Origin of the sequence: Gemmata sp. (genome assembly GCF_051859125.1) — a bacterium.
Classification (GTDB): domain Bacteria; phylum Planctomycetota; class Planctomycetia; order Gemmatales; family Gemmataceae; genus Gemmata.
The window spans coordinates 28730-45873 of the sequence record NZ_JBHYGG010000263.1 but is presented as its reverse complement, the minus strand read 5'-3'; the positions used below and the strand labels follow the sequence as shown (position 1 = coordinate 45873).

Here is a 17144-nt window from a genome sequence, read left to right as displayed (position 1 = left end):
TCACCCCTCGCTCGGCGCTCGGGCTCGGACCAGACCGATCGTGTCGGTGCCACGAGCCACGGGTTCATCCCCGTGGCTTTTTTGCGCGCCTTGCTCCGTGCCAGAGGTGTGCGACACGCGCGACCGGGTGGCACAGCGCGTGTCGTGGCCGCACACCGATCCGGCCCTGGAAATCCCGGGCGATCGCGGAAAGCGGATATTTTTGACCTGTTTTGTGCGATCCGGCCGCGTTCACGGCTCGGCGGTACGGCGCTTGCTTTTGGCTCCGGCACCGACACCGCGAGCGATCGACCGAGCGATCCCAGAGAGGACGGTCGCGGTCCCGCGGGCGGGAGCGGCCCCCAGCCACCAGGGGCCGCTTCCCAAATCACCGGGTGGCGAGCGAGTGAGCCATGAACCTGTTGCCAGCCTGGGACCACGGGGAACTCATCGTCCGTTCCGCTCTGATCGCCGCGGCCGCACTGGGCTCGGTGTCCGTCGTCGTGTGCGGGGCCGTGTTCGCGCTGACCGGCGGCCTCGGCCACGCCCCGAAGACCGCAGCGGTGCCGGCCCCGGCGAAGCCCGCTCGGGCCCAACCGGTCCGGGGGCAAGGGTCGCTGGCCGCCGCAGTGTGAGCCGCCGCGCCGCCCGCACGGCCGCTCGCCCCGGGCGCTCCTGGGCGGGAAGGCGGCCGGGTGCGAGTCCGTGCCGTGCGGGCGGCGTGCGTGTCCGACAAACCAGACCCTCAACGCGCACCGCACCGGGGTGCCCCTCGCAAGGAGACCGCACATGACCGATAGCGTGACGCCGGCGTTCTTGAAGACCCTGGCGTTCTTCGCCCCGGCGACGGACGAGGAGTTGCAGTTGCTGGTGCCCGCGGCCCAGGTCGAGCAGTACCCCGCGGGCGCGACGATCTTCCGCGAGGGGGACCACCTGAGCCACGTCTTCATTGTGACCGCGGGCACGGTCGCGCTGGAGGTCACCGGCCACGACCACAACGCGCACCGGGTGCAGACCGTCTCGACGGGGGAGCTGCTCGGCTGGTCGCCGGTACTCGGGCCGGGGCCGATGACGGCAACCGCACACGCGGCGACGCTGGTGCGGGTGGTCGCGCTCGACGCCGGGGTGCTTGTGAACCTCTGCACCGCGGACCCGCGGTTCGGCTACCACTTCATGCGGCGGACCGCGGCCGCCCTCGCGGCCCGGCTGAGCGCGACCCGGTTGCACCTGCTCGATGCCCCCGGTCACGCGGCCCGTCACGCCGGCGCGCGGTGGTGACGGGGGCAGCGACTACCCCCACGGCTCGGGCTCGGTTGCGAGGTAGCCGGCCGCGGCGAACACCATCGCCGCGTGGTGGTGCCAGCCGGCCCAGGTCCGGCCCTCGAAGTGGTCCAGCCCGAGTCGGCCCTTGAGCCACTCGAACCGTTCGCCCGCCGCGGCGAGCGGATCGGCCGTGCTCTCGGTCAGGCGGACGCCGCGCTCGGCGAGTGCCTCGGCGAACCCGTCCGCGGTCGCGTACCCCTCGTCCACGGCGGCCGCCGGGGCGTTCCACCCCTCCTCGCGAAGCTCGTCGAGCAGCGACAGCGCGATGGCCCCCTTTGGGGTCGGCGCGCGCCACCCCTCGGGCACGGTGCGGGCCGCGAGGTCCGGGAACTCCCGGAGCCAGTAGCTCGGCAGGTACAACCGGACCGCGAGGGGGGCGTACCCGAAGTCGCCGGCGACGCCGACCACCACCGCCACCTGGCAGTTCACCTTCCGCCCGATCGACCGGGCCAGTTGCCGCTGCGTGCCCACCGAGTTCCGCCCCTTCTTGAGCAGCACGCCGTCGTGAACCACCCAGGTCGCGGCCCCCTCACGGACCGCCGCCAGGAGGCTTTCGCGGTAGCGGACCAGCACCTCCTTGTGCTCCCACGGGCTGTCGGTCACGAAGTGCTGGAGGGCCTGCCCGAGGTTGACCCCCGACTTGAACCGCGTCAGCGCGGCGGCGATGGCCTCGACGTTCTTCCGCTCGGGGGCGATCAACAGGCCGCGGACGTACAGCCGGAACCACTCGCGCTGGTCGACCCGGGCGAACAGGTCGTCGAACTGCGAGATGTAGTCGGCGAACCGCTGCTGGTCCGGGTCGTGGCTGATTGTGGCGTACTCGCGTTGCACTGGCCGCCCCCGCAGGTCCATGATCGGGGAAAAGTCACTTAACTACTCAAGATACTATTATTTCACGGAGCACCTTACTTTGCAAGGGCACGGTCGCGCGATCGGTTCAGGAGCCGCCTCACTTTGTCAGTTCACCGATTCGCGAAGTAATGAGCCAGGGGCGCAATCGGCGCACAAAAGTTGACCCGCGCGTGGGGGTGGTATGATTGGCCCTGCTTCCCACCCGCCGAACCGAATCCCGTCCCTTCTCTTCCCCGCCCCGGAGCCCGCAACATGCGATCCCCCGCCCCGCTGCTCGCCGCCGCTCTCGCGGCCGCGCTCGCCCCCGCACCCGCGTTGGCGCAGGCGCCGTCCGGACCCGCGCCGGTGAAGGTGTTCGTCCTCGCCGGTCAATCGAACATGGAGGGGAAGGCCCCGAACACGCTGCTCGACTCGCAGGCCGCCGACCCGAAGACGAAGGAGCTGTTCGCGCACCTCCGCAAGGACGGCAAGTGGGTCGTCCGCGACGACGTGTTCATCAAGTTCCTCGACCGCAAGGGGCCGCTGACGATCGGCTTCGGTTCGCCGAACCGCACCGGGCCGGAGCTGGAGTTCGGCACCGCGGTCGGCAACCACTTCGAGGAGCCGGTGCTGCTCATCAAGACCGCGTGGGGCGGGCACTCGCTGTACAAGAACTTCCGCCCGCCGTCCGCCGGGCTGCCGGCCGCCGAACTGCTCCAGAGCGAACTCGACCGGCTCCAGGCCGGGGCGAAGAAGTCCAACGAGAAGACCAAGAAGGACGCGCCGCTGCCGACGCTCGACGACGTCAAGAAGGGGTACGGCGCGTCGTACCGCATGATGCTCGCCGAGGTGAAGGAGGCGACCGCGAACGCCGGCACGCTGTTCCCGGCGCTCAAGGGCCGGCCGCTCCAGATCGCCGGGTTCGTGTGGTTCCAGGGGTGGAACGACCAGTACAACGGGGCCGAGGCCGAGTACGAGGTGAACCTGAAGCACCTGATCAACGACGTGCGGAAGGACTTCGGCGCGCCAAAGCTGCCGGTGGTGATCGCGGCGATGGGGCAGAACGGCTCGAAGCCCGCGGCCGGCCCGATGCTCGCGATCCAGAAGGCGCAGATGGCGATGAACGACGTGCCCGAGTTCAAGGGGACGGTGAAGGCGTTCTGCACCGACGTACTCGTGGACAAGGCCGCGGAGGAGCTGTTCCCGAAGTGGCGCGAGAACCCGGAGCAGTGGAAGCTGGTCGGTGGCGACGGCGGCTACCACTACTTCGGCAGCGCGATCTGGTTCAACCGCATCGGCAAGGCGTCGGCCGACGCGATGCTCGAACTGCTCAAGGAGCAGAAGTAGCTCCGGGGCGCCCGCGGCGCGTCACCCGAGCCGCTGGGGTGACGCGCCGCGGACGCCGCTGCGGACCGCGAGCCAGCCGCCGACCGCGAACGCCACGCCCGACGCGAGGAAGGCCGCGTCCCAGACCAGGTGGCCCTCGGTCTCCGTGACGTGGTGCAGGTGCAGGACGTGGTGGTCGATCACCCCTTCGACCAGGTTGAACAATCCCCAACCGAGGAACAGCGAGCCGACGAACGCCCGCGTCGAGAGCGGCACGGTGCGGTCCTGGGCCGCCCGCCACAGCAGCGCGAGGCCGCCGGCCGTTGTGCACCAGGTGACGGCGTGGAACACGCCGTCCCAGAACATGTTGATCTCGAGGTTCACGACCGCCGTCGCCGGGTCCACGCCGACCTTCGGGTACCTGGCGGTCAGCATGTGGTGGACCTGGAGGATCTGGTGGAACACGATCCCGTCCACGAACCCGCCCATGCCGATGCCCAGGAGCGTCCCCGCGACCACGACGGGCCGCGGGCTGCCGGTTGCCGCCATGTCACGCTCCGGGGTTCGAGTCGGGGGCTTCGGTGCGTTCACTTGGGGCCGCCGGCAGGCCGAAGTGGACCAGGGCGACCAGGGCGGCGAGCACCGGGAACGGGAGGAGCACCAGGAGCAGGTTCGCGCCGAAGTCGGCGCTGAGCGTGGCCGCGCGGACGCGCTCGCCCGTCGCCGTGTCGCAGAGCGGGCACGCGGCGGCCGGTGCGGTGCAGGCCAGCGCGGCTGCGGCAACGAAGGCGAGTCGGATCGGTGTGAGCACCGGGTTGCCCCCCGCGGGTCGGGTCGAACCGGCCCATCGTACCGACGGGGTAAGGTTCGGGTGTCAGGGCGAGCCGCAAACCGCGCGCCGGGCCGCCGCGGTCAGCCGCCCGCTGTCAGCCGCTCGATCAAGCGGGCCACTTGCTCCTCGATCTCGGGAAGCGCCACATCCGGGGTCGCGAAGTCGACGTCGTGGACGTGCCAGAACTCGACCTTCTCGGCCCATGCCGGGTGCCGCTCGGCCACGAGCGGGCGGTGCTCGGCGTCCTTCAGTGCGACGACGAGGTGCGCGGCCGCGAAGTTGTCGTGCGTCACCGACGCGGGCATCCGCAGGTACGCCTCGTGTTCGATGCCGAGGGCCGCGAGCCGCGCGACGGTCGAGCGAGCGAGCGGCCCGTGGTTGTTCACCCCGCGTTCGATGGCCAGCCCGCGGGACGTCGCCCGCCACGGCAGGCCGGCCGCCGCGGCGCGGTGGTTGAACACCGCCTCCGCGTGCCGGGACCGGTAGTAGTTGCCGGTGCAGAGGAAGAGAACCGTCTGGTGCGCGTCTGCCATCGCCGTCCGCCCTCCCGCGTGGGTGGTTAGTGTTCGGTCCGCACCGCGGCGTCCGCGGCCGCGACGGCCGCGACGAACGCCGCGAGTTTCTCCGCGTCGAGGCGGCCGCCGGTGCGGAGGCCCGAGCACACGTCCACGCCGAACGGCCGCACGGCCCGGATCGCCTCGCCGACGTTCGCGGGGTTCAGCCCGCCGGCCAGGAACACCGGCACCGGCACCGCCTCGACCACGCGCCGGCTCACGGCCCAGTCGTGCGTGCGGCCGGTGCCGCCGAGGAGCTTGACCGCGAGCCGCTGGTCGCCCGAGTCGAGCAGGATCGCGTCGGCCCCGGCACCGGCGGCGCGGCACGCCTCGGCGACCGCGTCGCCGCCGGTAACGTGGATCACCTGAACGAGTGCGACCCCCGGCAGGGCGGCCCGCAGGTCGCGGTAGGTGCCGTGTTCGAGCCGGTCCACGAGTTGGAGCGTGTTCGTCCGGCACCGCCGCTGCTGGTCGACGATTGCGTCGGCCCGCGGCTCACTGGTGAGCAGGAACGTCGCGACCGGCGGGGGGACCGTCGCGGCGACCTCGGCAATGAGCGGTTCGGGGATCGGACCGGGGCCGCTGGGCATCGCCGAGACGAGGCCCAGCGCGTCGGCCCCGTTCGCGACCGCGAGCCGGGCCTCCGCAACGCTCGAGATGCAGCACACCTTCACGCGGGTCCGGCCGGTCACGGTCACCTCCGTGGTCCTCAACGGCCGCTCTCACTCGGCGGGCCGCGGGCGCTTGAACGGGTTGTTGAGGCCGGCGTCGTAGACCACCACCTCGCCCGTGGTCAGGGTGTAGCGGACCGCGGCGGGGTCGTCCTCGCGGCCGGCGACGTTCTCCTCGTACGTGACCTCGCCGAGGACGTGCGAGAGCGACAGGGCGACCCGCGCCGGGTCGGCCCCGGCCCGCACCGCGGCGTTCCACACGTCCTCCGGGGTCACCGCCCGCCCGAGCGACTCGATCCGCACCACCAGCCCGGGCCTGTCGGCCGCCGCCTCGCCTGCCATGTCCGTCACCCCGCCGTCGAACCGGCGGTACGGGAGAGGACCGCCACACGTTCAAGGTAGCCCGCGCGCCGCGGTGCGAGAAGGCGGGGTTGTCCCGTCGCGTCACGCGAAGAAGCCGGTGAGCCGGTTCGCGAGCCAGGCGCGGAACTCGGGCGTGGTCGGCGGGCAGTGCTTGCACCCCGCGATCACCTCGCCGTCGGCGTGCGGGACCAGAGCCTTGATGCGCCGCACCACGGCGTCGCCCGGGAACGAGATGTCGTCGGCCGCGCCGAGCACCAGCACCGGCATCGCCAGCTTCCGGAGGTCGGCGTCGGTCGCGAGCGGCGGGATCCGCATGTCCACCGGCATGTCGCCGAGCGCCTCGCCGGTGTACGCGGCCCAGTCCGCGTCCCAGGTCGTGAACAGCGGCTCGACGAGCCGGCGCAGGTTCCGCTCGGAGCGCCGGAGCCGGTACCGGAGCATCGGCAGTGCCATGCGGGTCAGCCCCTTCCAGTGCGACCCGCTGGCGACCCCGGCCGGAACCAGCAGCGCCAGCTTGCGGACGCGGTCCGGGGCCGCACCCGCCGCGAGTCGCGCCACGAACCCGCCCCAGCTCACGCCGAACAGGTTCACCGCACCCAGGCCGAGCCCGTCGAGTACGTCGAGCAGCCACCGCGCGGCCGAGTCGTCGTTCAGCGGCAGCTTCACCTGCGGCCCGCGAACGGACTGGCCCGGGAGGTCCGGTGCGATCAGGCGGAACGACGCCGCGAGTGGCCCGAGTTCGGACAGCAGGTGGGCGGAACCGGTTCGCATGGCGTGCAGGCACACCAGCGGCGGGGCGTCGCTCGGGCCGGCGAGCAGGACGTGACTCGGCCCGTGCCGCGTCGGCACCTCGCGGCTCTCCGTCGGCACCCCGGTGCGGGCGCGGAACCGCTCGAACCAGCGCTCGAGCCGCGCCCGTGCCGCCTCGTTCTTCCACGCGACACTTCCCACGGTACCCCTCCGTTAACGCGCGACCCGGGGAAGGGATAGCGATTCACCGGGGCGATTGGAATGGATTTTGCGGAACACTCGGTGCCGACCCCGGACCAACGGACCCGGGCGAGGCCGATCCTTCATTCCCACCATCCCGTTGCGAGTGGCGCTCACATGCAACCGTCATCCATACCCCTGACCGCCCGGGCCGGCGAACCGAACCCCGAGTTGTTGCGCCAGTACGGCTGGTCGGTCGGCGCGTCCAACGGCCCGTACTGCGTCGCGTGGCGCGGCCGCGACGAGGTCGTGCTGGAGTGGACCGCGGACGGCTGGCACTACCTCGGTGGCCGCGGGGCCGTGGGCGAACTGTGACCGCGGCGCCCCACCTTCACCATTTACGCGACCGCGGCCCGCGGTCTCACTCCCGACACCAGAACGACCCCAACACCAGGAACCCACCGATGAGCCTTACGCCTCGCGAGCCCGCCGCAATCGAATCGTATCCGACCTTTTGGGCCCAGGCCGACGCACCGCGGCCACCCGCGGCCCCGGTCGCCGTGCCCCCGCAGCGGGCCTACGAGGCGTTCGTGACATGGTGCGAAGCGGACTTCCCGGTGCAGTCGACGAACAGCAACGCCTGACCAACGAAGCGGCCGCCGGGGTAACCCCGGCGGCCGCTGTGCTCTCACATCACGCGGTCACTTCTTGCGGACCAACTTCATCACCCCGCACCCCGGCCCCTCGACCGGCTTGCCGTCCTTCCACGCGACCCCAGCGATCTCGATGGCGTCGTCGCCGGCGAACGTGATCGTCCCCTCGTGCATGTGCATGTCCCTGGCCGGGTCGAGGTTCGTCCCGCCCGCGAACAGGAACTTGATCTGGTTCGCGGGCGACTTCGGGTCGGCCTTCAGCCGCGGCTGGTTGCCGAGCGCGCAGTAGTGCGTCATCACGAGCTCGCCCTTGTCGAGGTGGTACACTGAGATCATCTCGTGCGCCTCGCCCGGGAAGAGCGTCTCGTGGACCGCGGACCCGGCCGCGGTGACGCGGATCACCGACACGACCTGGTCGGTCGGCTTCCCGTCCTTGTCGGTGTTCACCCAGGTGCCGGCCAGCTTCTTGAGCCGCTCCAGCCCGGCGTGCGACGGGGCGGCCGGGGCCGCGGCCACGTCCGCCTTTTCCTCGGCGCGGCCGCCGGTCCCCAGGGCGATGAGCACGAGGCCGCCGAGCAGGATCCGCTTCGTCATGTCGTTCTCCGCGTGGTGCGAGCAAGGAGTCTTGCACCCGAGTGTGTAGTGTACCCGCGTTCTCTATCGGCACCCGCGGGGGGCGACTTGACGCTTCCCGCGAAATCATGAACCGGCGGCCACTACTGGGTCAGCGCCCGGCGGCTCCGGGAGGCGGACGAAGGGAGGAGGGCGGGGAGGTGAGCGAGAAGGGCTGCACGGGCGGGTGCCGGGCGGGGGGCCCGCCGGCGTGATTGCGAGGTCACGCCACCCCGCGGGCGTGCGGCCCACCCGCGGGGCGGTCCCGCGGCTCACTCGGGCTCGGTCGCGGCACTCCACTGGTTCGCCAGCAGCAGCCAGGTCTTGCCGCTCGTCCGGTCGATCCGGAACGCCATCCACTCCTTCTGTCCCGCGACCATGGTGACGTCGTAGTCGCCGGCCGGGACCGGGCCGGTCTCCCGGAGGAGGACGAACTTGTCGCCGCCCAGGTGCCACGCGGCACCGGTCGCGGTGTGGAACCGCAGGACGTGGAGCTGGTCCCCGACCCGGGTGTGGCGGAGCGAGTACCCGGGGGCGGGCTTGGCGGGGTTGCCCTTCGCGGGCGGCTCCTTGATCGGCGTCCACTTCCCGCCCTGAACGAGCCAGGTCGCCCCGGTCGCCCGGTCGACCCGCACGGCGAGCAGCACCCCGGCCGGAATCAGGAGCACGTCGTAGTCGCCGGCCGGCGGCGCGGCGGCCTCCTCCAACTTTTCCCACCGCCCGTCGCTGAGCTGCCACGCCTCGCCGGTTCCGGGTCGGAACCGGACGCACTTGTAGGTATCGCCGACGCCGACGCTTCTCAGTTCGAACGCTTTTGCGGCGGGCCTGTCGTCGCACCGGGCCGCGGGGGCGGCCGCGAGGGCCAGTGCGAGGCCGAGGTACATGGGCGGGGCCGGGAAACGCATGGGACCCTCAGGGGCGTGGCGGGAGACGCGCCAAGGCGCGACCGCCAGCGTATCAAACGGGCCCGCGGTTGCAAGGCCCCGGTCCGCGACCGGGGCCGCCGCGCGGCGGCGGTCACCCGTCCTTCCACTTCACGAACGCCTCGAGCGCGAAGTACTCGGGCAGGCCGAGGGCGTCGTAGGTCTTCGCGGTGCCGATGTTCCGGTCCTCGGCCCGCTGCCAGAACTCGCGGCGGTCGGTGCCGCCCGGGAACATCGCCTTGTCCTTCTGCGACTGGTGCCGGAAGATCGCCTGCTTCTTCCGCTCCAGCACCTCGGGGCTCAGCGGCACGGCCATCTCGATCTCGTGCGCCTCCCACTCCTCCCACGCGCCCTTGTACAGCCACACGTCGAACGGCGGGGCGGCCGGCTCGGCGGCCCGGATCTGCCGCGCCGCGGCGAACACCGCCTCGGCGCACATGCGGTGCGTGCCGTGCGGGTCGCTCAGCTCGCCGGCGACGTAGATCTGCGCCGGCTTCAGCCGCCGCATGAGCGCCGCGATGTCCTCCACGTCCTGCGGCTGGATCGGCAGCTTGGTCTTGGTGCCGGTCTGGTAGAACCGGAGGTTCATGAACTCCAGTTGCTCGGGCGGGATGCCGCACGCGCGGGCCGCGGCGCGGGCCTCGGTGGCGCGGATCAGCCCCTTCACCTTGAGCACCTCGTCCGAGTCGGCCTGGGCCGCCTGCTTCTCGTCGAGGAACTTGTACACCCGCGCCTTGATGCCCCCGGCGACCGCCCGCTCGGGGGTGCCGAACGCGGCGAGGAACTCGTCCACGAAGTCCACGAACCGCCGGGCGTCGTGGTCGAACACCGCGATGTTCCCGCTCGTCATGTACGCGACGTGGACCCGGTGCCCCTGCTCGACCAGCCGGATGACCGTGCCGCCCATGCTGATGACGTCGTCGTCCGGGTGCGGGGAGAACACGAGGACCGTCTTCGGCCCCTGGCTGTCGCCCCTGCCGAGGGTGGGAGAGGGGGAGAAGGGGAGAGTGGGAGACGAAGACCCGGCCGGGGTGTTCTCTCCCCCTCTCCCACTCTGCGTGTCTCCCCCTCTGTTCGACACGCGGCCGGCCGGGTACGGCGCGATGGTCGCCATGCGGTCGTGGAACACCTCCTCGCCGATCCGCTCGGCCGGCCCCATCTCGCGGAGCAGCTCGTACATGTGGTGGTCGCGGAAGTCGTCGTCGTTGAGCTTCTGGAGCCCCTTCTTGACGGTCAGCGCGAGGTGGACGACGGCCTTGCGGACGAGGTCCGGGGTCCAGTCGCACGGCCCGACCTCCCAGGGCCGCTTGATCGCCGTGAGTTCCGCGGCGGCGGCCTCGTCGAGCACGACGGTCGCGTCCGGGTGCTCCTGGAGGAAGCTCGCGGAGATGGCCTCGGTCGGCGGCTGCTCGAGCGCCTTGTAGACGATGCCGGCCTTGTGCTCGCCGTAGGCCATCATGAAGATGCGGCGCGCGTCGAGGATGCTCGCCACGCCCATGGTGATCGCCTGGTGCGGGACGTTCTCCTCGCCGAAGAACCCGCTGGCCGCGTCGCGGCGGGTAATGCTGTCGAGGGTCACCTTGCGGGTGCGGGAGTTCCGCGGGCTGCCGGGCTCGTTGAACGCGATGTGCCCGGTGCGGCCGATGCCGAGGACCTGCACGTCGATGCCGCCGGCCGCCTTGATCTTCTTCTCGTACTCGACGCAGAACGCGTCCACCTCCTCGGCCGCGACGGTGCCGTCGGGGATGTGGATGTTGTTCCACGGGATGTTGACGTGGTTGAACAGCGTCTCGTGCATCCACCGGAAGTAGGAGTGCTGCGACTCCCGGGGCATCGGGAGGTACTCGTCGAGGTTGAACGTGACGACCCGTGACAGGTCGAGCCCCTCGTCCCGGTGGAGCCGGATGAGTTCGCGGTACAGGCCGACGGGGGTGCTGCCGGTGGCGAGCCCGAGGACCGTGGGCTTGCTGGCGGCGTTGCGGGCGCGGACGAGCTTGTCGATCTCGCGGGCGACGTACTTCGCGGCCGCTCCGGGCGTGGGGAACAGGACCGCGGGCGTGCGGGTGTGCGGCAGCGGGTGGAGCGCGGGCATGACGAACCCCTGGCGAGCCGGGTGACGTAAGTCCCCGGAGACGGAAGCGAGTGAAGGGGTGTTGTACGCGCGAGGGGTGACGCGGCGACCCGCGAAGGCGCTCAGCGGCGTTGCATCGCTGACGTGGGAGGTGTGACGGCGTGGGGGCCTGTGATACAATCAGGCACGGAGGACTTCGCCATGCAGATTCCGATCCTGATCGAACCGGTCGCGGGCAACGGGTTCCGATCCCGGGGCGGCGAGCAGTTCGCGCTTAGCGCCGAGGGTGCGACCCGCGAGGAAGTGGTTGCGAGGCTCCGCGAACAGCTTCAAGCGCGCCTCAGTAGTGGTACGGAAGTCGTCTCACTCGACGTGACGCCGGGGGCGCACCCGCTCGCCCAGTTCGCGGGCATGTGGGCGGACGACGCGCTGTCACAGAACTTTCGGAAGTCGGTCGCGAAGTACCGCCGAAAGGTCGATGCCGACCCGGACCGCCGATGAGCCTGTTCGTACTCGACACCGACACCCTGTCGCTGTTCCAACACGGTCACGCAGCGGTTTGTGCCGCCGTGCGGAATCACCCCGTCACCGAACTGGCGGTTACGGTGCTCACCGTCGAGGAGTAATTGTCCGGCTGGTACAGCGAGTTGCGTCGGGCCAAGAAGCCGGCGACCCTCGCGGCCGTGTACCTGCGGATGTCGCAGACAGTTCAGTTGTTCAGAACCCTCCCGATCCTGTCGTTCACCGAGCCCGCCATTCAGCGGTACGACGCGCTCAAGAAGTTGAAACTCAACATCGGGAAGATGGACCTGCGAATCGCCGCGACCGTGCTCGAAAACGGTGCCACGCTCGTGACGTGCAACCTCGCCGACTTCCTCCAGGTTCCGGGCCTCCTCGTCGAGGACTAGTCGAAGTAGGTCGTCACCCCGGCGTCGCGGGGCCGGGCGGCTCGCCGAGGCGCTTGAGTTCCTCGCGCTCCCACGACTCCCGCTCGTCCACGGGCTCGACGTGGATCATCACCTCCAGGCCCGGCAGCGCCGCGACCAGCGAGGCCTCGACCTCGTGGGCGACGTGGTGCGCCGCCCGCACCGTCAGGTCCCCGTTCACCAGCAGGTGGAACTCCGCGAACCGCCGCTGGCCGGCCCGCCGCGTCCGCAGCATGTGGAACGTCGCCCCCTTCGGCAGGCTCGGCGCGATCGCCGCACGGATCCGGTCCTGCTCCTCCCGCGGCAGCGAGTGGTCCATCAGCCCGTTGAACGACCGCCGCACCAGCTCGCTGCCGGTCCACACGATGTTCAGCCCCACCACGACGGCCAGGATCGGGTCGAGCCACTCGATGCCCGTCAGGAGCACGAGGCCGAGGCCGCCGATCACCCCCACCGAGGTCCACACGTCGGCCATCAGGTGCTGCCCGTCGGCCTCCAGGATGATCGACCCGTGCTTGCGGCCCGTTACCAGCAGGACGCGCGCGACCGCGAAATTCACGCCCGACGCCGCGAGCCCGATGAGCGTGCCGAGTTCCAGGTTCTGGAGCGGCTCGGGGTGCATGAGGCGCTTGACGGCGTACACCGCGGTGCCGAGCCCCGCGACGATGATGAGCACCCCTTCGAGGCCGCTCGAGAAGTACTCGATCTTCTCGTGGCCGAACGTGTGGTTCGGGTCGGCCGGCCGGGCCGCGTACCGCAGTGCGAAGAACGCGGTGAGCGCGGCCATGAGGTTCACGACGCTCTCGAGCGCGTCGGAGAAAAGGCCCACGGAGCCGGTGACGGCGTAGGCCGTTCCCTTCATCGCGATGGTGACGACGGCGGCCGCGATGGAGAGGCGGATCGGGCCGTGCAGGTGGTCGTGTGACATGCGGTGATTGTAGGGAGGTGCGGGCGCCGGCGGGTTGTGGCTGGCGTAGGGAAGTTGCGCTTCAGGCGGGGGGCCGGGCGTGCCGATGATGCCGGTGTCGCAACGCGTGCGGGGGGTGGCATGGCCCGGTTCGGCGTACTCCTGATGGTCGGCCTCCTCGCGGGGTGCTGCGCCCTCCCGCAGGCGTCCCCCCCGCGGCCCGCGCCGGCGCAGCTCCCGGTCGTCCCCCGGGGCACGGTGCAGCCCGACGTGTCGGCGGCGAACCTCGCGCCCGCGGCGCTGTCGCCGGCGCGGCCCGCGAAGTACCGCCAGCTCACCGCGGCCGAGTGCCGGGCGCTCGCCGTTCAGAACGCGGCGCTGGCCGACGACCTCGACAACCACCCCGACAACGAGACCCCGCACAGCCACCCCACGCGGAAGCGGGCCCAGGAGGCGCAGACCTCGAAGTGGGTGCGGGGGTACGCGGCCGACGAGATCCGCAACCGCTCGGCCGGCGACGCGCTGGAGGCGTACTTCAAGCTCGCGGCCGCCGAGGGGCAGTTCGACCTCGTGGCCGGCGCCCACGCGGTGCTGCGGACCCAGCTCCTCGCCGCGGAGAAGGCCATCAAGGTCGGGGCCGCGGACCGGGCCGACGTCGAGCGGCTCCGGCGGCAGCTCCTCGAACTGGAGTCGCAACTGGCGAAGCTCGAGGCGGGCATCGCCGGGCTGAACGCGGGGCTCGCCGGGCTCCTCGGCCTCGACCCGTCGGACCAGACCCCGATCTGGCCGGCCGACCCGCTGCGGGTCGCCGCGGACGTTCCCGACCCCGAGCACGCGGTGCAGGTCGCGATGCGGTGCCGGCCGGACCTGAACCTGTTGCGGGTGCTGTCGGCGAGCGACAACTACGGCGGTCAAATGGCGAAGGCGGTCGTCACCGGGATCAACCCGCTGCTCGGGTCGACCGCGCCGTCGAACCCGATGCTGGCCCCGGTCGTCGCCCTGTTGGGGGCGATGAAGAAGGAGCCGACGAAGGCGGACGCGAAGCTCCAGCGCGAGGTCGAGGCGGCGCTGGCGGCCCGCGAGCGGCAGGCCGAGTCGGAGGTGCGGGCGGCGGTCGCGATGGTGCGGGGGAACCGGCTCGCGGTGGCGGCGAAGGCCGCCGAGGTGCGGAACCACGAGGCCCGCGTCGCCGAGGCCGAGAAGCGCGTCGCGGCGGGCGTGGCGGGCGCACAGGCGGAGCTGACCGTCGCCCGGCTCGACCTGTTCAAGGCCCGCGGCGACCTGCTCCAAGCCGTCACCGACTACCTCACCAGCGACGCGAAGCTGCGACAGGCGACGGGCACGCTGGTGCGGGAGTAGGGCCGAGGTGGTGAGCTGTCGGCAGCGGGTCCGCCGCGCGGTACGATGAATGTCATCTACCGGAGACGCCGATGCCGAACACACATCCCATCGCGGTACAACTGACCGTCACCGTGACCGCGATCATTCACCCCGAGCCCGATGCCGGCGGGTTCTCCGCCGAGATCCCGAGCCTCCCCGGGTGCTACACCCAGGGCGAAACCATTGAGGAGGTCCGGGACAACCTGCGCGAAGCAGCCGAGGCGTGGCTCGCGGCCGCACACGACGGCGCCACGCCCGCCGGGCAGCAGGGTGCGGCATGAGGACCGTCTCCGGCCGCCGCATGTGCCGCATCCTTGAGGGCCGCGGGTGGGTGCTGGTGCGGATCAACGGGAGCCATCACATCTATCGGAACCCATCGACCGGCCGACTCACCACCGTTCCGGTCCACGGCAACACCGACCTCAAGCCCGGAACCCAGCGGAGCATTATGCGCGACGCCGGGCTCACGGACGACGACCTCTGACGCCCCGTACCGATTACTTCTCGTCGAGCAGCACCTTCTTGGCCGGCTTCAGGTGGGCCTCGTCGAGCTTGTTCACCGACCACAGCAGGCCGCGGGTGACGAGGTCGAGGTAGCGGGCGTCGGCGACCGTGTCGTTGTTGTGGCCGAGCGTCGTGCCGAACACCCGGGTCTTGCCGTTGTAGGTGTTCGTCCACGCCACCACCGACTCGTCGGTCCGCTCCTTGCCGTCCTTCGACTTGATCGTCTGCTTCCCCTTCGCGATCGGCTGGGCCGTCTCGTGCAGCTTGCCGGCCTCGTTGTTGTACAGCTCCTCGTTCACCGTCTTCCAGCCGTCCAGCCCCTTCGTGATGGCGCTCTCCTTGTCGACGTACTCGACGTCGATCGGGGCCTGCGGGCCGTGCCGGGTGGTCGCCAGGCCGGTGAACTCGAACCACGGGGTCGCCTTCGGGTACCCCTCGCTCCGGTAGCTGTGCATCCCGCAGTGGACCACGACCGCCGGGAGGCCGTCCTTGTGCGGCTTCAGGATCCGCTCGACGAGCTTCGGGTCCTTCACGTCGGCCGAGCACTCGTCGTGGACCACCACGTCGAACCCCTTGGCCCAGTCCTCCTTCTCGTACACCGGGTTCAGGTGCTTGGTGCCGGTGTCCGGGTCGTACGCGATCGCCCACTGCACGTTGGCGCGGGCCGAGACGCCCTTGGTGAGCAGCTCCTGCTGCTTCTTGTAGTCGTGGCAGCACCCGCCGAGGACGAGCAGGGCGCGGATCGGCTTGTCGTCGTCGGCCGGGGCGGCGGCACCGCCGGGGAGAACGGTCAGGCACGCGGCGACCGCGACGGCGGCGAGCGCGAGGCGGCGGGAGAGCAGGGGCATCGTGTGGGCTCCGGTGGGGGCGTAGCGGGACGCGGGGCGGGGTACACGCGGCATTATCGCCGCCCGCTGCCCCGCTCGCCAGGGGCCGTTTGAGAGTTGTTCGGCGGTCCCCGGCCGGGTACGCTCACGGGTCGAACGCTCCCCTCCCCGGAGACTCGCCCATGGACGCCTGCGCCTGCGCACTCGCGCTACTGATCGCCGCCGACCCCGCCCCCGAGCAACTCGCCAAGGCCCGCGCCGAACTCGCCAGCGAGGCCGTCGAGACCCGCCGCGCCGCGGTGAAGCACCTGAGCCACTCGGACCTGTCCCCGCACCTGTTCGCCGAACTGCTCGGGTGCCTGAGGGACAGGGACGACGAGGTGCGGGCGGCCGCGGCCACCGTTCTCGGCACCCTGGGCGCGAAGTCCGAGACCGCGATCCCGGTCCTGGTCGCCCAGTTGGAGAAGGACAGCTTCAAGGAGGCCCGCGAGACCGCGGCGCGGGCGCTCGGCCGGCTCGGGAAGTCGACCCCGGCCGACCGCACGGCCGTGCCGGCGCTCAAGAAGGCGGCCGCGGACGACCCCGACCCGGTGACCCGGGCCGTCGCGCACGGGGCGCTGGCGATGCTCGACGCCGACCCGGCCGCGCAGGTCGCGGCGCTGCGGAAGTACCTCGCGAGCGACGAGCCGCTCGTGCGGATGAAGGCGGCGCACGCCGCGGGGATGCTCGGCGCGGTCGCGAAGGCCGCGGCCCCGGACATCGTCGCCGCGCTGGGCAAGGGCACCGAGGCGCACCACCGCGGGTACATCGCCCGCGCCCTCGGCAACACCGGCGACCCCGCGTCGCTCCCGGCGCTGGAGAAGGCGCTCAAGGCCGAGACCGACGCTGGCGCGAAGGCCGAGATGCGCGGGGCCATTCAGAAGCTGAAGCAGAAGCCGTGACAAACCACCCGTGAGCTTCGGGTACACTGACGGTTCCCCGCGCAACCCGTGCGCGGCGGTCCATCAAGGGTCCGACTCATGGTTCATCTGGTGCGACTCCGGAGCGCCCTCGCGGTGCTCGCGGTCCTGGCCGCCGCCGCAACCGCCCACGCCAGCGGCGCGAGCTTCGTGCTCACGGCCGAGGGCGCGAAGCTCGGCGCGCCCGAGGACGGCGAGATCCCCAAGTACACCCTCAAGGTCGCGGTCGGGCAGACCGTGACGCTCGCGGCGCAGGGCATGGTGATGCCCCGCGGCGGGGCCGCCGCGCCCGGCGAGCCCGACGCGGCCGCGTGGCTGTTCGACGACGCCGCGTTCCAGCTCGCGCCGCTCGAAAAGGAGAAGGCCGACAAGACCAAGGCGTCCGTCGCGCTGAAGGCGCTGAAGCCCGGCACCACCAAGGTGCGGTTCGTCGGCAACATCCTCGGGTACGAGAAGAAGTACGACGTGGTGGTCGAGGTCCTCGCCGAGAAGAAGTGACGGGCTTTAGTTTGGTGGGGCAGGCAGTATTGGCTGGCGCCCCGCGCGGGGGGGGGCCGCATTGACAGCCCCCCC

The 17144-nt window shown here is 71.4% G+C and carries 24 protein-coding genes and 1 pseudogene; 13 read left to right on the top strand and 12 right to left on the bottom strand.

Going from position 1 to position 17144, the window contains the following annotated elements; genetic code table 11:
- Nucleotides 1-392 precede the first annotated feature (392 nt).
- Nucleotides 393-614, top strand: coding sequence for a hypothetical protein (locus ACTIGN_RS25385; protein ID WP_439629118.1), 222 nt, complete (start codon nucleotides 393-395; stop codon nucleotides 612-614).
- Between the two features lie 154 nt (nucleotides 615-768).
- Nucleotides 769-1257: a cyclic nucleotide-binding domain-containing protein gene (locus ACTIGN_RS25380; protein WP_439629116.1), complete on the top strand. Its 489-nt coding sequence runs from the start codon at nucleotides 769-771 to the stop codon at nucleotides 1255-1257.
- Between the two features lie 198 nt (nucleotides 1258-1455).
- Here ACTIGN_RS25380 and ACTIGN_RS25375 read toward each other — a convergent pair.
- Nucleotides 1456-2154: pseudogene (locus ACTIGN_RS25375) on the bottom strand (IS701 family transposase); the annotation flags it as partial.
- 252 nt (nucleotides 2155-2406) lie between these two features.
- Here ACTIGN_RS25375 and ACTIGN_RS25370 point away from each other — a divergent pair.
- Complete coding sequence (locus ACTIGN_RS25370) at nucleotides 2407-3480, top strand: sialate O-acetylesterase (RefSeq protein ID WP_439629114.1); 1074 nt, start codon at nucleotides 2407-2409, stop codon at nucleotides 3478-3480.
- Between the two features lie 21 nt (nucleotides 3481-3501).
- On the opposite strand, the gene ACTIGN_RS25365 is transcribed toward ACTIGN_RS25370, so the two are convergent.
- The 6 genes from ACTIGN_RS25365 to ACTIGN_RS25340 form a co-directional block, all read right to left on the bottom strand.
- The gene (locus ACTIGN_RS25365; protein WP_439629112.1) at nucleotides 3502-4008 is read right to left on the bottom strand and encodes a DUF2243 domain-containing protein; all 507 of its coding nucleotides are present in this window, start codon (nucleotides 4006-4008) and stop codon (nucleotides 3502-3504) included.
- A gap of 1 nt (nucleotide 4009) precedes the next feature.
- Complete coding sequence (locus ACTIGN_RS25360; protein WP_439629110.1) at nucleotides 4010-4270, bottom strand: hypothetical protein; 261 nt, start codon at nucleotides 4268-4270, stop codon at nucleotides 4010-4012.
- Nucleotides 4271-4371: 101 nt separating this feature from the next.
- Nucleotides 4372-4824, bottom strand: a complete 453-nt coding sequence (locus ACTIGN_RS25355) for a low molecular weight phosphatase family protein (protein WP_439629108.1) — start codon at nucleotides 4822-4824, stop codon at nucleotides 4372-4374.
- 26 nt (nucleotides 4825-4850) lie between these two features.
- On the bottom strand, nucleotides 4851-5537 hold the full coding sequence (locus ACTIGN_RS25350; RefSeq protein ID WP_439629106.1) for a phosphoribosylanthranilate isomerase: 687 nt from the start codon (nucleotides 5535-5537) through the stop codon (nucleotides 4851-4853).
- A 30-nt stretch (nucleotides 5538-5567) separates the two neighbouring features.
- The gene (locus ACTIGN_RS25345; RefSeq protein ID WP_439629104.1) at nucleotides 5568-5858 is read right to left on the bottom strand and encodes a hypothetical protein; all 291 of its coding nucleotides are present in this window, start codon (nucleotides 5856-5858) and stop codon (nucleotides 5568-5570) included.
- 102 nt (nucleotides 5859-5960) lie between these two features.
- The gene (locus tag ACTIGN_RS25340) at nucleotides 5961-6830 is read right to left on the bottom strand and encodes an alpha/beta fold hydrolase (RefSeq protein ID WP_439629102.1); all 870 of its coding nucleotides are present in this window, start codon (nucleotides 6828-6830) and stop codon (nucleotides 5961-5963) included.
- A 156-nt stretch (nucleotides 6831-6986) separates the two neighbouring features.
- Between ACTIGN_RS25340 and ACTIGN_RS25335 the strand changes: the two genes are divergently transcribed.
- Nucleotides 6987-7184 carry a hypothetical protein gene (locus ACTIGN_RS25335; protein ID WP_439629100.1) on the top strand — a complete coding sequence of 66 codons (198 nt, stop codon included), beginning with the start codon at nucleotides 6987-6989 and terminating at the stop codon, nucleotides 7182-7184.
- 89 nt (nucleotides 7185-7273) lie between these two features.
- On the top strand, nucleotides 7274-7453 hold the full coding sequence (locus ACTIGN_RS25330; protein ID WP_439629099.1) for a hypothetical protein: 180 nt from the start codon (nucleotides 7274-7276) through the stop codon (nucleotides 7451-7453).
- Nucleotides 7454-7510: 57 nt separating this feature from the next.
- Here ACTIGN_RS25330 and ACTIGN_RS25325 read toward each other — a convergent pair whose 3' ends face one another.
- From ACTIGN_RS25325 to nagB, 3 genes are all read right to left on the bottom strand, one after another.
- Nucleotides 7511-8056, bottom strand: a complete 546-nt coding sequence (locus ACTIGN_RS25325; RefSeq protein WP_439629097.1) for a hypothetical protein — start codon at nucleotides 8054-8056, stop codon at nucleotides 7511-7513.
- A 290-nt stretch (nucleotides 8057-8346) separates the two neighbouring features.
- Nucleotides 8347-8979, bottom strand: coding sequence for a hypothetical protein (locus ACTIGN_RS25320; RefSeq protein WP_439629095.1), 633 nt, complete (start codon nucleotides 8977-8979; stop codon nucleotides 8347-8349).
- A 112-nt stretch (nucleotides 8980-9091) separates the two neighbouring features.
- Complete coding sequence (gene nagB / locus ACTIGN_RS25315) at nucleotides 9092-11089, bottom strand: glucosamine-6-phosphate deaminase (protein WP_439629093.1); 1998 nt, start codon at nucleotides 11087-11089, stop codon at nucleotides 9092-9094.
- A gap of 180 nt (nucleotides 11090-11269) precedes the next feature.
- Here nagB and ACTIGN_RS25310 point away from each other — a divergent pair, with 180 nt between their 5' ends.
- Genes ACTIGN_RS25310 through ACTIGN_RS25300 form a run of 3 tightly spaced genes read left to right on the top strand, consistent with a single transcriptional unit; the run spans nucleotide 11270 to nucleotide 11976 of the window.
- On the top strand, nucleotides 11270-11569 hold the full coding sequence (locus tag ACTIGN_RS25310) for a hypothetical protein (RefSeq protein WP_439629091.1): 300 nt from the start codon (nucleotides 11270-11272) through the stop codon (nucleotides 11567-11569).
- Nucleotides 11566-11694, top strand: a complete 129-nt coding sequence (locus ACTIGN_RS25305) for a hypothetical protein (protein WP_439629089.1) — start codon at nucleotides 11566-11568, stop codon at nucleotides 11692-11694. The genes ACTIGN_RS25310 and ACTIGN_RS25305 overlap by 4 nt, the downstream gene beginning before the upstream one ends.
- Entirely contained in the window at nucleotides 11695-11976 is a 282-nt protein-coding gene (locus tag ACTIGN_RS25300; protein ID WP_439629088.1) for a type II toxin-antitoxin system VapC family toxin, read from the top strand.
- Nucleotides 11977-11989: 13 nt separating this feature from the next.
- Here ACTIGN_RS25300 and ACTIGN_RS25295 read toward each other — a convergent pair whose 3' ends face one another.
- Entirely contained in the window at nucleotides 11990-12922 is a 933-nt protein-coding gene (locus ACTIGN_RS25295) for a cation diffusion facilitator family transporter (protein ID WP_439629086.1), read from the bottom strand.
- A 120-nt stretch (nucleotides 12923-13042) separates the two neighbouring features.
- Here ACTIGN_RS25295 and ACTIGN_RS25290 point away from each other — a divergent pair, with 120 nt between their 5' ends.
- The 3 genes from ACTIGN_RS25290 (at nucleotide 13043) to ACTIGN_RS25280 (ending at nucleotide 14765) form a co-directional block, all read left to right on the top strand.
- Entirely contained in the window at nucleotides 13043-14260 is a 1218-nt protein-coding gene (locus ACTIGN_RS25290) for a TolC family protein (protein ID WP_439629084.1), read from the top strand.
- Between the two features lie 71 nt (nucleotides 14261-14331).
- The gene (locus ACTIGN_RS25285; protein ID WP_439629082.1) at nucleotides 14332-14562 is read left to right on the top strand and encodes a type II toxin-antitoxin system HicB family antitoxin; all 231 of its coding nucleotides are present in this window, start codon (nucleotides 14332-14334) and stop codon (nucleotides 14560-14562) included.
- Nucleotides 14559-14765, top strand: coding sequence for a type II toxin-antitoxin system HicA family toxin (locus ACTIGN_RS25280; protein WP_439629080.1), 207 nt, complete (start codon nucleotides 14559-14561; stop codon nucleotides 14763-14765). The genes ACTIGN_RS25285 and ACTIGN_RS25280 overlap by 4 nt, the downstream gene beginning before the upstream one ends.
- Before the next feature lie 13 nt (nucleotides 14766-14778).
- Here ACTIGN_RS25280 and ACTIGN_RS25275 read toward each other — a convergent pair whose 3' ends face one another.
- Nucleotides 14779-15633, bottom strand: a complete 855-nt coding sequence (locus ACTIGN_RS25275) for a ThuA domain-containing protein (RefSeq protein WP_439629078.1) — start codon at nucleotides 15631-15633, stop codon at nucleotides 14779-14781.
- Nucleotides 15634-15794: 161 nt separating this feature from the next.
- On the opposite strand from ACTIGN_RS25275, the gene ACTIGN_RS25270 reads away from it, so the two are divergent.
- Nucleotides 15795-16553 carry a HEAT repeat domain-containing protein gene (locus ACTIGN_RS25270; RefSeq protein ID WP_439629076.1) on the top strand — a complete coding sequence of 253 codons (759 nt, stop codon included), beginning with the start codon at nucleotides 15795-15797 and terminating at the stop codon, nucleotides 16551-16553.
- Nucleotides 16554-16631: 78 nt separating this feature from the next.
- Nucleotides 16632-17069, top strand: coding sequence for a hypothetical protein (locus ACTIGN_RS25265; RefSeq protein ID WP_439629074.1), 438 nt, complete (start codon nucleotides 16632-16634; stop codon nucleotides 17067-17069).
- The last annotated feature ends 75 nt before the right edge of the window (nucleotides 17070-17144 follow it).

What these genes read in the sequence shown, in the direction of transcription:
- ACTIGN_RS25385 (WP_439629118.1), top strand. Translation starts at nt 393, where the DNA reads ATGAACCTGTTGCCAGCCTGGGACCACGGGGAACTCATCGTCCGTTCC.
- ACTIGN_RS25380 (WP_439629116.1), top strand. Translation starts at nt 769, where the DNA reads ATGACCGATAGCGTGACGCCGGCGTTCTTGAAGACCCTGGCGTTCTTC.
- ACTIGN_RS25370 (WP_439629114.1), top strand. Translation starts at nt 2,407, where the DNA reads ATGCGATCCCCCGCCCCGCTGCTCGCCGCCGCTCTCGCGGCCGCGCTC.
- ACTIGN_RS25365 (WP_439629112.1), bottom strand. Translation starts at nt 4,008, where the DNA reads ATGGCGGCAACCGGCAGCCCGCGGCCCGTCGTGGTCGCGGGGACGCTC.
- ACTIGN_RS25355 (WP_439629108.1), bottom strand. Translation starts at nt 4,824, where the DNA reads ATGGCAGACGCGCACCAGACGGTTCTCTTCCTCTGCACCGGCAACTAC.
- ACTIGN_RS25345 (WP_439629104.1), bottom strand. Translation starts at nt 5,858, where the DNA reads ATGGCAGGCGAGGCGGCGGCCGACAGGCCCGGGCTGGTGGTGCGGATC.
- ACTIGN_RS25335 (WP_439629100.1), top strand. Translation starts at nt 6,987, where the DNA reads ATGCAACCGTCATCCATACCCCTGACCGCCCGGGCCGGCGAACCGAAC.
- ACTIGN_RS25330 (WP_439629099.1), top strand. Translation starts at nt 7,274, where the DNA reads ATGAGCCTTACGCCTCGCGAGCCCGCCGCAATCGAATCGTATCCGACC.
- ACTIGN_RS25325 (WP_439629097.1), bottom strand. Translation starts at nt 8,056, where the DNA reads ATGACGAAGCGGATCCTGCTCGGCGGCCTCGTGCTCATCGCCCTGGGG.
- ACTIGN_RS25320 (WP_439629095.1), bottom strand. Translation starts at nt 8,979, where the DNA reads ATGCGTTTCCCGGCCCCGCCCATGTACCTCGGCCTCGCACTGGCCCTC.
- nagB (WP_439629093.1), bottom strand. Translation starts at nt 11,089, where the DNA reads ATGCCCGCGCTCCACCCGCTGCCGCACACCCGCACGCCCGCGGTCCTG.
- ACTIGN_RS25310 (WP_439629091.1), top strand. Translation starts at nt 11,270, where the DNA reads ATGCAGATTCCGATCCTGATCGAACCGGTCGCGGGCAACGGGTTCCGA.
- ACTIGN_RS25305 (WP_439629089.1), top strand. Translation starts at nt 11,566, where the DNA reads ATGAGCCTGTTCGTACTCGACACCGACACCCTGTCGCTGTTCCAACAC.
- ACTIGN_RS25295 (WP_439629086.1), bottom strand. Translation starts at nt 12,922, where the DNA reads ATGTCACACGACCACCTGCACGGCCCGATCCGCCTCTCCATCGCGGCC.
- ACTIGN_RS25290 (WP_439629084.1), top strand. Translation starts at nt 13,043, where the DNA reads ATGGCCCGGTTCGGCGTACTCCTGATGGTCGGCCTCCTCGCGGGGTGC.
- ACTIGN_RS25285 (WP_439629082.1), top strand. Translation starts at nt 14,332, where the DNA reads ATGCCGAACACACATCCCATCGCGGTACAACTGACCGTCACCGTGACC.
- ACTIGN_RS25280 (WP_439629080.1), top strand. Translation starts at nt 14,559, where the DNA reads ATGAGGACCGTCTCCGGCCGCCGCATGTGCCGCATCCTTGAGGGCCGC.
- ACTIGN_RS25275 (WP_439629078.1), bottom strand. Translation starts at nt 15,633, where the DNA reads ATGCCCCTGCTCTCCCGCCGCCTCGCGCTCGCCGCCGTCGCGGTCGCC.
- ACTIGN_RS25270 (WP_439629076.1), top strand. Translation starts at nt 15,795, where the DNA reads ATGGACGCCTGCGCCTGCGCACTCGCGCTACTGATCGCCGCCGACCCC.
- ACTIGN_RS25265 (WP_439629074.1), top strand. Translation starts at nt 16,632, where the DNA reads ATGGTTCATCTGGTGCGACTCCGGAGCGCCCTCGCGGTGCTCGCGGTC.